We start from the raw sequence: 14,878 nt of genomic DNA, 5'->3' as shown, positions 1-14,878 counted from the left end.
CCACGGGCTTGCCGGGGTGGGGGTCGGAGAGGAGGTGACGGTGTGCTCGGCAGCCTGAGCGAGACCCAGCGGCCGGCGCGGTGGGCGTGGCTGCTCCTGGTACCGGTCACGCTCCCCGTGCTGCTGCTGTACGCGTGGCTTCTTCTGGCTTCGTGGAGCGACGGCATGGAGGGTTTCCGGCCCCTGGGCTGGACCCTGGAGAACTGGTCGTTCCTGTGGCAGCCCGATCCCTTCGGGCCCGGCATCGGGCAGCTGACGCTGAACACCTTCCTCTTTGCCGTCCTGGTGGCCCTGGGTGAGGTGCTGCTGGCCAGCACGGCCGCCTACGCCCTCTCCCGCCTGCCCGTGCCGGGGCGGCGGCTCTGGCTGGCGATGCTCATCGTGCTCCACGCCTTCCCGGGGATCACGCTGCTGGTCGCGCTCTTCCTGCTCCTGCGGCAGCTGGGCCTGTACGACACCCTGGCGGGCGTGGTGCTGGCCAAGATCGCCCTGGAGCTGCCCTTCCACGTCTGGGTGCTCAAGGGCTTCTACGACCAGGTGTCCTGGGATCACGAAATGGCGGCGCTGCTGGATGGCGCCACCCGGCTGGTGGCCTGGTGGCGGGTGGTGCTGCCCATCATCCGGCCGGGGCTCATGGCGTCGGCGGTCTTCGCCTTCCTCTCGGGGTGGAGCGAGTTCCTGCTGCCGTACGTCCTGGCGCCCGGCGCCGACGTCCAGACGCTGCCGGTGTACCTGGGTTCCCTGCTCTCCCAGGCCGACGTGGCCCGGTACGGCACCGTGACCGCGGTGGCCGTGTTCTACATGATCCCGGTGATGCTGGTCTACCTGTTCCTGCAGCGGTACCTGATGGTGTTGTACACGGGGGGTGTGAAGCGGTGAGGATCCGGCTGGACGGCGTGACCAAGCGCTTCGGTGCGGTGACGGCCGTCGACGGCCTGACCCTGGACCTGGAGCCCGGCCGGCTGGTGGCGCTGCTGGGGCCGTCCGGCTGCGGGAAGTCCACCACCCTCTACATGCTGGCCGGCGTGCTGCGGCCGACGGCGGGCGACATCTACTTCGACGACGTGCGGGTCAACGACGTGCCGCCCCAGCGGCGCAACGTGGGCATGGTCTTCCAGAGCTACGCCCTCTACCCGCACATGACGGTGTTCGAGAACATCGCCTTCCCCCTGCGGATGCAGCGGGTGCCGGAGACCGAGATCCGGCGGCGCGTCCGCCAGATGGCGGAGCTGGTGCGGGTCGAGGCGCTGCTGGACCGGCGGCCGGAACAGCTCTCGGGCGGCCAGCAGCAGCGGGTGGCGCTGGCCCGCGCCCTGGTCAAGCGGCCGGCCCTGCTCTTGCTGGATGAACCCCTGTCCAACCTGGACGCCCAGCTGCGCCAGGCCATGCGCGCCGAGATCCGCCGCATCCAGCGGGAGCTGGGCGTGACCGCGGTGCTGGTCACCCACGACCAGACCGAGGCGATGACCATCGCCGACTGGGTCGTGCTGATGAACGCCGGCCGCTGCGTCGCCCAGGGCACGCCGTACGAGCTCTACCAGACGCCGCCCAACCGCTTCACCGCTTCCTTCATCGGCCACCCGCCCATGAACTGGCTCCAGGGCCGGGTGAGCGGCACGCGCCTGCAGGTGGACGGCCTCCCCGTGTACCTGCCGCTGCCGGCGGCGGCGCGGGACGGCGAGGTGGAGATCGGTATCCGGCCGCACCACGTGCAGCTGGTGGCGCCGGGGCGCGGGCACCTGGACGGCGCCGTGACCATGATCGAGCTCCTCGGGCACGAGAAGCTGGTCACCGTGGAGGCGGGCCGGGCGGCGCCGGGAACGGCCGGGGTGGCGGTGGCCGGATCGGGGGGCGACGCGGCGGGCGGGGCGGCCAGGGCCTCGGGAACGTCCGGCGACCGGGGCGCTGCGCGGGGGACCGTGCGCCTGCAGGCCCTGGTGCCGGCCGACGCGGCGGTGGTCGAAGGGGAGGCGGTGGGCGTCCGGCTGCCGGTGTCGCGCCTCCATCTGTTCCGGTTGTCCGACGGCGGCCGTGTGGCCCTGCCGGGCGCAGCGCGCCGGCCGCTGGCAGGATCGCTGGCGACCGCACCGGGCGACACGGTGGCGGACGAACCGGCCGAAGAGAGCGCAGGGACAGCCGGATAAGGCGGAGGGGGCCGCGGGTTTCTGCGGCCGCGTCCGGGCCGTCAACGTTCAACGGATGCGACGATGAGGTGCCGGCTGGATTCCATGTCGCCGGTCGCCACGTCGATCTGGATCTGCCACCCGTCGACGCGATATTCCGCACGGCAGAGGTGATCCAGCCAGGGCTGGATCGGCTGGCCTGCCTCGGTTTCCGTCACGCAGTTGGGGGTGATCGTCCACCCGCGGCCCGGACCGCCCGGATGCCAGGCATTCAGTACAAAAACCCGTTGGGCGTCGGGAGCGACGTAGATGGCACGGGTCACCTCCCCATTGGTGGCGGTCTTTGCCAGGTGGAACCCTGCGGGAATGGACACATGCTGCAGGAACTCTGCTGTGTTCAGATCCGCCTCCCGCCAGGTGCTCGCCGATGCCATCAGGCGATGGACCACCTGTTCCGTCCATCTTGCCTTGTCGCCCGTGACCCGTGTGCCATCCGGAAAAATGTAGACCTGCTCCTCGTCTTCGATAATTTGCACGTCGTTCGGATCCTGGGGCTGGGCCCCGCAGCCGGCCATCGCCAGGGCGACGGCCAGGCTAGCTAAGGCCAGCACGGTGAGTCGCCGGGTCTTCGACATCGCCTGTCCCCCCCTCGCATCCCGTCGCGCACGATACAAGTCTACCAGGAAAGCCATGATTCTCCGTTTCCGGTTGGTTGCAATCGCATGACATAGATCGCCTGGAAGGGGAGAGGAAACCGCAGGCCTTCGCCGGCGAAGCAGGGCGATCCGCAGGGCGCGGTCGGTGGGGGACCACGGGCTGTGGGCAGGGGTGCCGGGGGACGCGCGTCTTGCGCTCCTTGGGGGCGGCTTGTCCGGGGCACACACCGCCGAATCTGGATTGCGGGAGGTCAGGGAAGAGCCCTCGATCACTGCCCCTGCGCGGGTGCCAGCTCCTCCATGGGGACCCAGCTTACGCCCGGCGCCTCCAGGCGCTGTAGCGCCCGCCGGTAAGCCCGCTCCAGCAGGGGCACGTCGGCTTGAGGAACCTGGTACCGGGCCGGATCGCCGGCCGCCTCCCGGGCCGGCAGGGGGCGCCAGAGCCAGCGCCCGTTTACCCTGCCCTTGTGGATGTACAGGGGCACGTAACGGATTCCCGTTACCCCTGCCCTGCCGGTGAGGGGATCGCGGGCCAGGTCCAGCCAGAAGAGGGCGGAGGTCATGCGGTCTTCCCCGATTTGCCCGGCCAGGAAGTTGCCCTGGGAGAACAGCACCGCTTTGTAAAGGCAAGGCCGCCGGCCGGCTTGCCCGGCTTGCCCGGCGGGTTGCCCGGGCCCGCGCCCGGTGCAGGAACCGTCAGACCCGGCAGCGGGGGCCCCTCCAGCGGGGGCGCCGGCCGTTGCGGTGCGAGCCTCTCTCCCAGCTTGCTCCCCCGGCCCTGGCTCTCCCGGCGCTGCCTCTCCCTCGGCCCCCCCGGCCGGGCGCAACTCGGCCCGCTGCAGCACGTGGGGATGGTGGCCCAGCACGATATCGGCGCCTGCTGCCAGGACCTGGTCGACCAGGTCCTCCTGCTGGCGGTTGGGTTCGGTCTCGTATTCGTTGCCGAAATGCAGGGAGACCGACACCAGATCGACCCCCGCCCGCCGCGCCCGGGCGATGTCCGCCGCGATCTGCTGGGGATCGATCAGGTTGACCAGATAGGGGGCCGGCAGGGGGATGCCGTTGGTGCCGTAGGTGTAGGCCAGGAAGGCAATGCGGATGCCGCCCGCGTCGGCCACGGCGATACGGTCCCGTTCCTCGGCGTTGCGGGCGGTGCCGGCATGGATAAAGCCAAAGCGCTCCAGGTTGGCAAAGGTGCGCTCCACTCCCCGCCGGCCCCGATCCAGGGTGTGGTTGTTGGCATTGGTCAGGACGTCGAAGCCGGCCTGGCGCAGGGTCTCCAGCAGTTCCGGGGGCGAGTTGAACTGGGGATACCCCGTGTAGCCCCCCAGGTCGGCGCCCGTGACGGGCTGTTCCAGATTGGCCACCGCCAGGTCCGCGGCCCGTAAGGCCGGGGTCACAGCCGCCAGGGCCGGCCCGAAATCGTAGGTCCCGTCCTTTTGCCGGGCCGCCGCCAGCAGGGTGTTGTGGATCAGCACATCCCCCACGCTGGCCAGGCTGGCCCGCTGCCAGGCAAGGCCGTCCGGTCCGTCCCCGGGGCCGAGTTCGTCTCCCGCCCCGGGAAGAACCCGGCCGCCGCCGGGGCCACCCTGGGGACCGGCGGGTTCGGCGGCGCCAGGAAGGGCCGAAATCCCACCGACGGGAGCCTGTCCACCAGGCGGCCCATCGCCAGGGGGCTGCCCGCCCCGCGGCCCGTCGCCGGGCTGATCCACGGCGGAGGGGTTCCCCCACGGTGCCAGGCCCGCCCATTCGGCCAGGGGACCGCACCCGCCGCCGAACACCAGCAGGGTTGCCGCGAAAAGGACGGCGAGACGCATCATGGGGGTGCGAATCCGCCGGGGAGTCACGTCCACCCTCCTTGCCGGTCGCCGGGTCCGGGGGACATGCCGCCCCAGGGGACCGGATGGCCCGGCACCTGCGGCCCGGGTCCGATCGGCGCCTTACGCCTGCCTGGTTGATGCAGGGCGGCTTGCCGGCAAACACAAAGCGTCGTCACGCCGGGCTGTTAAGGACGAGCCGTCCAGCAGGGCCGGCTCTGCTGCAACCCTTACAACCGGCGCCACGGGCGTTACCCAGGGCCGTGCTGAAGCAGCCTGCGCCAGCCGCCGCTGTTCTGCAGCCCCTTGCGTCCAGAGGGCTGTTCTCCAGCAACCTGCGGTCCAGCAGGGCTGCCCTCCAGCAACCTGCGTCTAGCAGGGGTGCTTTCCTGCCATCCTGCGTCAAAAAGGGCTGCTTTCTGGCAAGCTGCGTCAAGCAGGGCTGTTTTTCAGCGCCGTGCGGCGCTCTTCCTCCCGGTTCTTCAAGGAAAGGGCAGCCAGGACGCCCAGGGCCGCCAGCACGCCCAGCACCACGTACGCCTGCTCGTACCCCGCCAGGTCGCCGGCGTGGGAGGCCACGATGGCGCCCATGGCGGCGCTGCCCACGATCTGGCCCATGTTGCTGGCCACGGTGAGCAGGGACTGGGCGGCCGCCCGGTGGCCGGCCCCGGCTTCGTTCAGAACCACATACCGCAGGGGAGCGCCCGTCAGGCTGGCCAGGCCGAGGCCTACCACGACGCCGTCCGCCACGAACAGCCCCACGTTCCGGGTGGCCAGGGGGATCAGGAGCAGCCCGGCGGCCAGCACCGCCGTTCCGGCTGAAAGGACCACCCGGGAGCCGGCCTGGTCCAGCAGGCGGCCCACCAGCGGCGCCCCCACGGCACTGGCCAGCACCGCCGGGCCAAGCAGGTAGGCGGCCGTGGAGGGGTCCACCCCAAAGGCGGCGACGGCCAGGGAGGGGACGAAGACCAGCCCCGCCTGGAGCAGGCCGCTCAGGCCGGAGAGGGCGTTGGCCACGGCCAGCTGGCGATTGGCCAACAGGCCGGGGTCGATAAGCGGCGCGGGGGCGGTGGCCTCCACCCGCTGGAAGGCGGCGAGCAGCACGAGCCCAGCCAGCAAAAGGGGCCACACCCCTGGCGAAGTGAGGCTCGCCAAAACCTGCTGGCTGTCAATGCGGTTGATGGCCAGGGCCAGGGCCACAAGACCCAACCCCAGCAGGACCATGCCGGGCAGGTCAAAGGCGGACCGAGCCGCCGGCCGCGGCGCCGGAAGAACCCGGCGGCTCCAGACCAGCACCAGAGCGGCCAGGGGTACGTTGATCAAAAAGAGCCACTGCCAGCCAAAGGGCAACAGCACGCCGCCGATCACGGGCCCCAGCAAAAAGGCCAGCCCGAACATGGCGCCCGTCATCCCCAGGGCACGGCCGCGACGCTCTGGCGGGAAGGTCTCGCCGATGGTCGCACTGGCCACGGGGAAAATGCCGCCCGAGGCGAGGCCCTGGATCGCCCGCCCGGCCAGCAGGACGGGGAAGGAGGGTGCGGCGGCGACCACCACCGAACCCAGGCCGAAGAGCGCCACATCCAGCATGTAAATCGGCCGCCGTCCCCGCAGGTCGGAGAGCCGGGCCATCAGCGGGTTGCCAACGAGATTGCACAGCACGTAGATGGTGAAGACCCAGCTGAGCTGCCGCTCGCTGATGGCGAAGTCCCGGCCGATGGCACTCAGTGCCGGGCCGACGATGGCGATGTCCAGCGCCCCCAGGAACACGCCGAGCAGCAGGACGCCCAGCACGCGCTGTCCCTGGGGATCCGCGCCACCGGTGCGGCCAGCGGCACCAGCGCTGCCAGCGGGGCCGGCGGGAGTGAAGGGGCGGGCGGAAGTGGAGGAGCCGCCGGCACTGCCGGGACCGCCGGGACCAGTCGGACCGGTGGGTCCGGTGGGAGCCTTCTGTCGGCCGCCGGTGCCGGATTGGGCATCATGGCCAGGCTCTGGCAGCCCGCCCGTGGAGGCGTTCGTCCGGGACGAACCGGCGCCGGAGGCGGTGCTCGTGCTTCGCTGGCGGTCGGACACGGCAGGTCAACTCCTGTTGTCGGGTTAGCTTGCCCGGCCCCTTTCGCCCGCCGCCGCGGCGGGTTGGGCCGCGGCCGGCCGGTCCCGGCGGGCGGGCCAACTGTTGGCGGGCCCATGGACGGCGGGCCCATGACGGTTTGCGATTGCAAACCACCCGGGACTAACCACAGCCGCTTGCTGTTCCAGGGCCGGGGTCCGCATCGGCCGCCGCCGGGCCTGAACAAGCATTACAACGGGCTGGGCAAGCACTACAACGGGAGTGTAGCACGACGGGCCGCGGAGGGTGCCCTGCGGCAAGAGAAGATGGCCGGGGTCATACACTCACGCACCCCACCGCTTCACGAAGGCGGCCGCCGCCCCGCTCGGGTCGCCCGCCCGGGCGATGGCCGAGGCTACGGCGACCCCGGCCAGGCCGGCCCGGCGCAGGGCCGGGAGGTCGTCCAGGGTGATGCCGCCGATGGCCACCACGGGCAGGCGGGTGGCGGCCACCACCGCCTTCAACCCCTCCAGGCCGATGACCCGGGCATCGTCCTTGGTGGAGGTGGAACGCAGCGCCCCGGCGCCCACATAGTCCGCCCCCGCGGCCTCGGCCGCCCGGGCCTCCTCGGGGCTGCGAACGGAAACGCCCAGCAGTCCCCCGGGCCACAGCCGGCGCACCACCTCCGCCGGCAGGTCATCCTGCCCCACGTGCAGGCCGTCGGCACCCACCGCCAGAGCCAGGTCCAGCCGGTCATTGACGACCAGGAGGGCACCGTAGCGGGCCGTGACTCCGCGAGCCGCCTGGGCCAGGTCGTAGGCGACCCGGTCGGCCACCGCCTTGGCCCGGAACTGTACCGCCCGGACCCCGGCAGCCAGCACCTGCTCCAGCAGAGGGACAGGGTCGGCGGTGCCCATAAGGCCCAGGTCGTAGATGAAGTAGACCTTGAGCAGGCCGGTTTCGGGGCCGGTGGGGATCGTGCGCTCTGCAGGGACGCCTGCCGGCGACGGGAGGTGGGTCCCGCCCCGACCTGCCCCATCCTTCCCGGTCATGGAATCACCCGTCATGGGATCACCTCCCGTGAGGACCCGCCGGGATCCAGGGGTCCGCTTCGCCCCCACGTTCCTGCTCTGACCCTAGGTGCCCGCCCTGGCCGCGGGTGGCGGCGCTGCCCCAGGGGCCCACTCTGACCCCAGGTGCCCCCCTCGCTCTGGATGCCCGCCCTGGCCGGCCCCGGGTGGCCACCCCACCCCCAGGAGGCCGGCGCCAGGCGGACCCGACGGGGGCAAAAGCGGTCACGGCGCAGCACCGAGCCGCACGCCAGGGTGAGCCGGGAACTCCGGCTGCAGCCGGCCCCGGCCCGCAACCCCCGGCGCCGCTGCATCCGCGCGGTTCACCTTTCCTGGGACCCATCTTGCGTTCCCGGTAGAATGGAAAGCCCTTCCGGATCTGCCGTGCCCCCCGCCCCCAGGTGGTACAGCTCGTCCAGGAACGCTGCCTGGAACGAACCCGGCCCCGGGGTGCGTTCCGCCGCCCGCTGGGCGGCCAGGCCGTAGACGGCCATGGCCAGGGTGGCGTCCTTGAGGGGCGCCTCCGAGCCCGCCAGGAACACCGCCACCGCCGTGGTGGCCCCGCAGCCGCCGCCGGTGACCGCCGCCAGCCAGGGGTGGCCGTTGGCCACCCGCCAGACCTGACGGCCGTCGGTGACCAGGTCGACCGGGCCGCTGGCCACCACCACGCAGCGAAAGCGCCGGGCCAGTGCCTGGGCCGCCTCCAGCACCTCCCCTTCCTCCACCGCGCCGCTGTCGACGCCCCGGGTCCGGCCGGTTCCCGCCCCGGCCAGGGCCAGGATCTCGCCGCCGTTGCCGCGCACGGCGGTAACGCCCCCGGCCAGAAGGTCCAGGCACAGCCGGGTACGCAAGGGGGTGAAGCCGGCTCCTACGGGATCGACCACCACGGCCCGCCCGTGGCGGAGGGCCTCGGCCTGGGCCGCCTTGAAGACGGCTTCATCCCCTGCCCGCAGGCTGCCGATATTCAGGACTAGGGCCCCCGCCGCCGTAGCTATGGCGGGGAACTCTTCAGGTTCCGGCGCCATCAAGGGGGATGCCCCCAGGGCCAGGGTGATGTTGGCCGTCCAGTTCATCACCACATAATTGGTCAGGTGGTGGACCAGCGGCCGCTGTTGGCGGATCCGGGCTAGAACCCGGGCAGCTTCCTCCTCCCAGGTTCCGGGGGTGAAGGGGGTGAACGCTTCCGGCGCCTGCGGCTGGGGAGCGCCCGCCGTCATGGGGATCCCTCCTTTGCCATACCCGGGCAACCCGCCTGGCCCCGGCGCTCCCACCGGCCCGGGGACCCGGCGGAGCCGGGTTATTACGGTTCGCCGTGGGGGGAGCGCGGTCCCCCGCGGCGGGAGCGCGGGCTCTGGGAGCCTTCACGACCCGGGGCGGGAACCGGCTCCCCGTCGCTCTCCCGGGCCGGGGCGGGGAGCCAGCGCAGCAGCAGGCCTCCCACCAGGGCGCCCAGCAAGCTGCTGAGGGTGAAAGGGACCACGTAGAAGAACCAGGCCGCCTCTGCCTGGCCCAGCAGCCACCGGGCCACGGGGAAGGCGGCCAGGCCGCCCACCAGCCCTGTGCCCACCACCTCGCCCGCCATGGCCGCGGCGGGGCGCCGGGCGGCCCGGTAGGCGAGACCGGCCAGGGCGGCGCCGAAGAGGCTGCCCGGGAAGGCCAGCAGGGTGCCCAGCCCCAGCAGGTTGCGCAGGAGGCTGATGAGGAACGCCACGGTCACGGCGCCCGCCGGGCCGAACCAGGCGGCGGCCAGCACGTTGACGGCATGCTGCACCGGCGTGGCGGTGGCCACCCCCACCGGGACTCGGACCATGCCGGCCAGGACGGTGCCCAGGGCGATCAGCATGGCGGCCCGGACCAGCCGCCGGGTGCGGCCGGGGGGTGCGGTGGGCTGAGGTGCCGTCACCCCTCCTCACCGCCTTCGGCCGGCCGGCCCGGCGCATCAGCTGCCCCGGATGCGGCCTCCCAGGGGTAAAAGGAGCAGGTGGGGCCGTGGCCGCGGCCGATGGCGGGGGCATGGCGGATGGCCCCGGTGATGTAAACCTTGGCGGCTTGCAGGGCGTCCAGCACCCCGTACCCCCTGGCCAGGTAGGCGGTGATGGCGGCCGAGAAGGTGCAGCCGGTGCCGTGGGTCGAGCGGGTGGCGATGCGAGGCGCCCGCAGCAGGTGCCATTCCCGACCGTCGTAGACCACGTCCACGGCCTCGGCGGAATCTTCCGCCACGTGACCGCCCTTGACTACCACCCAGGCCGGCCCCAGCCCGTGGAGGACCTGGGCCGCCCGGCGGGCGTCGTCCAGCGTCCGGATGGGGACGCCGGCCAGTTCCTCCGCCTCGTGGCGGTTCGGCGTGATCACCGTCGCCAGCGGCAGGAGCAGCCGCCGCACCGCCTCCCGGGCCGGTTCGTCCAGGAGGGGGGCGCCGCTCTTGGCGATCATCACCGGGTCGACCACCAGGGGGAAGGGACCCAGCCGGTCCCGCCAGTAGCCGATGCGCTCGGCCACGGCCTCCACGATGGCGGTGGTGCCCAGCATGCCCGTCTTGGCGGCGTCGGTGCCGATGTCGTCCAGCACGGCGTCGATCTGGGCGGCCACCATCTCGGGGGGGACCAGGTGGACGTCCCGCACCCCCTCGGTGTTCTGGGCCGTCAGGGCGGTGATGGCCGAGGTGCCGAAGACCCGCAGAGCGTTGAAGGTCTTCAGGTCCGCCTGGATCCCCGCGCCGCCGCCGCTGTCGGAGCCGGCGATGGTCATGGCTCGGGGCGGGGGGGCCTGCGGTGGGGTGCCCGGGCCGGGCGCATGCGGGCGGGGAGCACCCGGACGGGGCGCACCGGGACGGGACTCAGCAGGGGTGGGCATGGTGGATCGCTCCCTTCCCACGGGTGGTGCGGGCTGGCGCGGGCGGGTGCCGCGGCAGGGCAGGGTGCGGCCGGCAACGAAAAGGGGCCGCGGGACGAACGCGGCCCAGGCGCCAGGAAGCGATCCAGAAGCTTCGTTGGAGCGGGACCGCACCGTTCCCTCCGGTGGCATTACCCACGTCAGGTTCGAGGGGTTCGAGCCGGTTGGCTCGTCTCAGCCGGCGTGGCGCCAGCACCCCCACGGTGCTACCATCATCTCCAGTATCCGGCCCGCGCCTGAGCAGGTCAACGGGGTGCCCGCCAGCCCTCCCGCGGAAGATCCGGCGCCAGAGATCCGGCGCCAGAGGGTGTCGGGGAAGGGACCTCGGTCCGCGGCCGGCCCGGGCCAAGGGCGGTCCCGCTTAGCGGCGGTGCCGGGCGTGGACACGAAAGCAGGGAGAAACGGGGGAACCAGCTTGCGCGAGCGATTGAAGCCGGTGGTCCGGGCGATGGCCCTGGGGCTGTTTGTGGTGATCGCCGCCCTGTGGCAGCGCCGCACGGGCGGATCGGTGGCCGGGCTGCTGGGGATGACGGTGTCCCTCGCCGGCGTCATCCTGCTGGGCGCCCTGGGGTTTGCGCGGCTCATGGGCGTGCTTGAGAGCGGCAGGCGTACCCGTGCCACCGGCGAAAGGGCCGGTCCCGCCAGCCGCCACGCGGGCGCCGCGAGCAGGGGTTCTTCGGGTGGAACGCGCTGGCCCGGGGCAAGCGAAAAGGAGCCCGCCCGCGGGAGCCTAGGCAAGGAGCGAGGTCGCCCGTGACCGCGGTGCTGGTGGCCCTGGCTGCCGGCATGGCGGCGGGGTTGAGCGGCCTCGGCAACCGGATTCCGGCGGCCTGGTGGAATGCGGCATCGCGCTGGACCCTGCGGATGCTGCTTTTCCTCATGGGCCTGCGGCTTGGCCTTGACCCGCAGGTGGGGTCCGGGCTGGCCCGGCTGGGCGGCCGGGCTGCGACCTTTGCCGTGGCCACGGCAGGAGGGGCCCTGCTGGCGGGACTGCTCGGTTGGGCGCTGGGGGCCGCCTTCCGCGCCCGCACCGCCTCGCGCCGGTCCGGCCGGGCCGGCGCCGAGCCCGGTGAGGTGCGCAGTCGAACCCGGCCCCGTCCCTTCGAGCGCTCTGGGAAGGCGGCGGGCCCGCACCTGATCCCTCCGGATCGCGCCGCCCAGGGGAGTCTCGCCCCCGAGGGAAAGACCGCTCGGCAGGACCCGATCCGTCGCGATCCCGGCGCCGCGGGGCAGGCCGCGGCCGCCGCGGACCCTGGCCGACCCGGCGAAGCCCTGCGCCTCAGCGCGGCAGCCGTCCTGGCGGTCGTGGGCGGGTGGCTGGCGGGGGGCGGGTTCGTCCACTGGGCGGGCGGCCTGGTGGACGGCGGTGCCGGGGCGGCGATGGCCGAGGGGACGGCAGCGATGGCCGGTGGGAAGGCGGCCATGGCCGGAGAAACGGCGGCGATGGCCGCCGGGGCGGCCGCGTCGCCCCAGCTGGTGGCCACCGCCGGGCGGCTGGCGACGGCCGGTTCCGGATACGCCCTGATCCTGCTCATGGTGCTCTACGGCTGCGAGTTCGGACGCCAGTGGCCGGCCACCCGGGAGAGCCTCCGGGCCGTTCGGGGGAAGGCCCTCCTGCTGCCCCTCCTGGGCGGGATGGGCAGCCTGGCCGGGGGCTGGCTGGCGGGCCGGCTGACCGGCGAGCCGCCCGCCCTGGCCCTGGCCGTGGCGGCCGCCTTTGGCTGGTACAGCATGGCAGGGGTACTGGTGGCCCAGCTGTGGGGACCGGCCGCCGGCGCCTTAGCCTTCCTGGCCAACGTGCTGCGGGAGCTTTTGACGGTGGTGGCGGTGCCCTTTCTGGCGCGCCTGGCAGGCCGGCGGAGCTGGCTCGCCGTCCTGCCGGGCGGCGCCACCACCATGGACACCACCCTGCCCATCATCGCCGCGGCGGCGCGGGATGCGGGCACCACGGCCCTGGCCTTCGTCCACGGGCTCATCCTCACCCTGCTGGCCCCCGCCCTGATCAGCTGGCTGGCGGGCTTTTAAGCCCTTGCCGGTCAAGGCCCCTGTTTTCAGTTTCCAGCGCCACCCACCCCCCGGTCCGGGACCCCGTTTGTCGGGTCCCCCGCTTGTCGGGGACCCCGTTGCCCAGCTTTTCCCTTACTCCGTTGCGCCCTCCGTGACACCTGCCCGGGGCATGCGACATACGCCTATCGGGGAACCCCAAACGGGGGGGCGAACAAGGACCATGGCGCTGGACGTTGGCCAACTGCTGGCAGGGCTGCGTTTTCATCTGACGGGTGATCCCCTTCCCCCACGGGTCGGTGAGATCCGCTCCCACTCCGCTCGGGTGGAACCCGGCGACCTGTTCGTCGCCATCCCCGGCCGCCGCCATGACGGCGCCGCCTTCGCCGGAGAGGCACTGCGCCGCGGCGCGCGGGTGGTGATGGCCCAACAGCCCCCGGCCCAGACGCTGCCTCCCGGTGTCAGCTGGCTTGAGGTGCCCTGTGCCCGCTCGGCCCTCTCTCGCCTGGCGGCCAATCGCTACGGCCACCCGTCCCGCCAGCTGGTGGTGGTGGGCGTCACCGGGACCACCGGCAAGACGACCACCACCCTGCTGCTCTACCACCTTTTGAGCGCCGCGGGGATCCCGACGGGCCTTATCGGGTCGCTGGAGGTGCGCGCCGGCGGCCACCGTGGCCCCGGCAACCTGACCACTCCCGACCCCCTCGACCTGCACCGCTACCTGCGGGCCATGGTCGACGCCGGCTGTCGGGTGGCGGTGATGGAGGTCTCATCCCAGGGCGTCGACCAGCGACGGGTCGACGACGTGGCCTTCGATCTGGGCGTGGTGACCAATCTGGCCCCCCTGGAGCACCTGGAATACCACCCCACCTACGAGCACTACGCCGCGGCCAAGGGGCGGTTCGTCGCCATGGTCCCGCCCGACGGCGGGATGCTGATGCACGAGGGGGAGGCCGCCTTGCGCCTCGGTCCTTATGCCCAGGCGCCGGTGGTCCTGTTTGGGCGCGGGCCCGAGAGCGCCCTACGCCTTATGGAGGAAAGAGTCGCTGCGGCCGATTCCCCGTTCCCTAGCCAAGGGCCGTCCGCCCTCTGGACGAACCGGCTGCGCCTGCGGCTGCCGTCGGCTTGGCCGCCGGGGCCCACCGGGCGCCTAGGGCAGGTTCTGACTGGCCTGGTTCCTTGGCCGGCTGGTTGGCTCCACGCTGCCGATGGGCATAGCGTGGCGTCGGATCTCGAGGTGTGGTTGAAGACGCAGATGCTGGGCCCCCACCACGCCTTGAACGCCGTGGCGGCGGTGGGAGCGGCCCTGTGGCTTGGCCTAGGCCTCGCCCTGGTGGCGCGCGCCTTGTCCTCTTTCGCTGCACCGCGACGCCGTACCCAAGTCTTGATGCGTCAACCCTTCACCGTGATCGACGATACGGTCGGCCGACCGGATAGCCTGGCCGCCTGTTTTGCCGTTGCGGCCCAGATCCCCCACCGCCGAATGGCCGTGGTCTACGCGGTCCGGGGCGGTCGGGGTGAGGCGATCAACTACGCCAACGGGTTGCAGCTGGCCTGCGAGGCCCGGCGGTTTAAAGCCACGGTTGTCGTCACGGCCAGCGCTGGAGACACGTCGGCCCGGGACATGGTGCGGCCGGCCGAATGGGAAGCATGCCTGGCCGGACTTAAGGCGGGCGGTCTCGAGCGGCCCCAGGTCTCCACCTTTGCCCGGCTGGGGGATGCGGTGGCGGCGGCCGTGTCCCGGCTGGGTGAAGGGGATCTGCTTTTGCTTCTCGGAGCCCAGGGGATGGACGCGGGCGCCTTCTACCTGAAACAGATTCTCAAGGAAACCCGTCGAGTTTCCTGGGCGGGTCCAGCCCAACCCTCCGGTTCCAGCCAGGACGGACTTGGCTCCGCGGCCAGGGCCGGGGCGCCGGTCGTCACCCATCCCGCGGCAAATCATGCCCGAAGCGACCGCCTCCCCGCCCCCCTGACCGCCGCTGGGGCGGTGGCGGGCTCAGCGGGCGCCCTTGGGATCAGGTCCTTCGACCCCGTTCGTCCCGTGTTGACACCGGAGCCCCTTGCTGCCCACCGACTGGAAACCCGTCCGGAGTGCGGAGCCGACGTCCCCATCTCCCCGTCCTTGCCGTCCCCTACGCGATCGGGCACCGCGGCCGGCGAGCCGGGTGGTCTTTCCCCGCCAGGGGGCGGTCTCTGACCGGGCGCTGTGTTATGATAAATCGCTAGCCGGACGGCACAGCCCGGTGCTGGGCGTTGCCGGCCGCGCCGA

General features: G+C 72.4%; 12 protein-coding genes and 1 riboswitch. Of the genes, 5 read left to right on the top strand and 7 right to left on the bottom strand.

Features of this window, described 5'->3' with window-relative positions:
- Positions 1-42: 42 nt before the first annotated feature.
- Positions 43-879: a carbohydrate ABC transporter permease gene (locus DYI95_RS09820; RefSeq protein WP_116899985.1), complete on the top strand. Its 837-nt coding sequence runs from the start codon at positions 43-45 to the stop codon at positions 877-879.
- On the top strand, positions 876-2,144 hold the full coding sequence (locus DYI95_RS09815; protein ID WP_116899986.1) for an ABC transporter ATP-binding protein: 1,269 nt from the start codon (positions 876-878) through the stop codon (positions 2,142-2,144). Before DYI95_RS09820 ends, DYI95_RS09815 begins: the two co-directional genes overlap by 4 nt.
- 41 nt (positions 2,145-2,185) lie before the next feature.
- Here the strand turns inward: DYI95_RS09815 and DYI95_RS09810 are convergent, their stop codons facing one another.
- From DYI95_RS09810 to thiD, 7 genes are all read right to left on the bottom strand, one after another.
- Complete coding sequence (locus tag DYI95_RS09810; protein ID WP_116899987.1) at positions 2,186-2,758, bottom strand: hypothetical protein; 573 nt, start codon at positions 2,756-2,758, stop codon at positions 2,186-2,188.
- Positions 2,759-3,048: 290 nt separating this feature from the next.
- A complete protein-coding gene (locus tag DYI95_RS09805) occupies positions 3,049-4,626 on the bottom strand; it encodes a CapA family protein (RefSeq protein WP_116899988.1) in 1,578 nt (525 codons plus the stop codon).
- Positions 4,627-5,028: 402 nt separating this feature from the next.
- Positions 5,029-6,387: an MFS transporter gene (locus DYI95_RS09800; RefSeq protein ID WP_243149741.1), complete on the bottom strand. Its 1,359-nt coding sequence runs from the start codon at positions 6,385-6,387 to the stop codon at positions 5,029-5,031.
- A 600-nt stretch (positions 6,388-6,987) separates the two neighbouring features.
- Complete coding sequence (gene thiE, locus DYI95_RS09795; protein ID WP_116899990.1) at positions 6,988-7,710, bottom strand: thiamine phosphate synthase; 723 nt, start codon at positions 7,708-7,710, stop codon at positions 6,988-6,990.
- Between the two features lie 326 nt (positions 7,711-8,036).
- Positions 8,037-8,930 carry a hydroxyethylthiazole kinase gene (thiM, locus tag DYI95_RS09790; RefSeq protein ID WP_116899991.1) on the bottom strand — a complete coding sequence of 298 codons (894 nt, stop codon included), beginning with the start codon at positions 8,928-8,930 and terminating at the stop codon, positions 8,037-8,039.
- Between the two features lie 83 nt (positions 8,931-9,013).
- A complete protein-coding gene (gene thiW / locus DYI95_RS09785) occupies positions 9,014-9,616 on the bottom strand; it encodes an energy coupling factor transporter S component ThiW (protein WP_116899992.1) in 603 nt (200 codons plus the stop codon).
- Positions 9,613-10,566, bottom strand: coding sequence for a bifunctional hydroxymethylpyrimidine kinase/phosphomethylpyrimidine kinase (gene thiD / locus DYI95_RS09780; RefSeq protein ID WP_116899993.1), 954 nt, complete (start codon positions 10,564-10,566; stop codon positions 9,613-9,615). Before thiD ends, thiW begins: the two co-directional genes overlap by 4 nt.
- A 139-nt stretch (positions 10,567-10,705) precedes the next feature.
- Positions 10,706-10,815, bottom strand: a riboswitch (TPP riboswitch).
- Between the two features lie 205 nt (positions 10,816-11,020).
- Here thiD and DYI95_RS09775 point away from each other — a divergent pair.
- The 3 genes from DYI95_RS09775 (at position 11,021) to DYI95_RS09765 (ending at position 14,806) form a co-directional block, all read left to right on the top strand.
- Positions 11,021-11,362: a hypothetical protein gene (locus DYI95_RS09775; protein ID WP_147308088.1), complete on the top strand. Its 342-nt coding sequence runs from the start codon at positions 11,021-11,023 to the stop codon at positions 11,360-11,362.
- Positions 11,359-12,630, top strand: coding sequence for a lysine exporter LysO family protein (locus DYI95_RS09770; RefSeq protein WP_116899995.1), 1,272 nt, complete (start codon positions 11,359-11,361; stop codon positions 12,628-12,630). The genes DYI95_RS09775 and DYI95_RS09770 overlap by 4 nt, the downstream gene beginning before the upstream one ends.
- Positions 12,631-12,832: 202 nt before the next feature.
- Positions 12,833-14,806 (top strand): Mur ligase family protein, encoded by a 1,974-nt coding sequence (locus tag DYI95_RS09765; protein WP_243149740.1) that lies wholly within the window; start codon positions 12,833-12,835, stop codon positions 14,804-14,806.
- The last annotated feature ends 72 nt before the right edge of the window (positions 14,807-14,878 follow it).

Source organism: Thermaerobacter sp. PB12/4term (assembly GCF_003403315.2).
Taxonomy (GTDB): Bacteria; Bacillota; Sulfobacillia; order Thermaerobacterales; family Thermaerobacteraceae; genus Thermaerobacter.
Note: the sequence above shows the minus strand (reverse complement) of the source record. Positions and strands in the feature narration are given on the sequence as shown.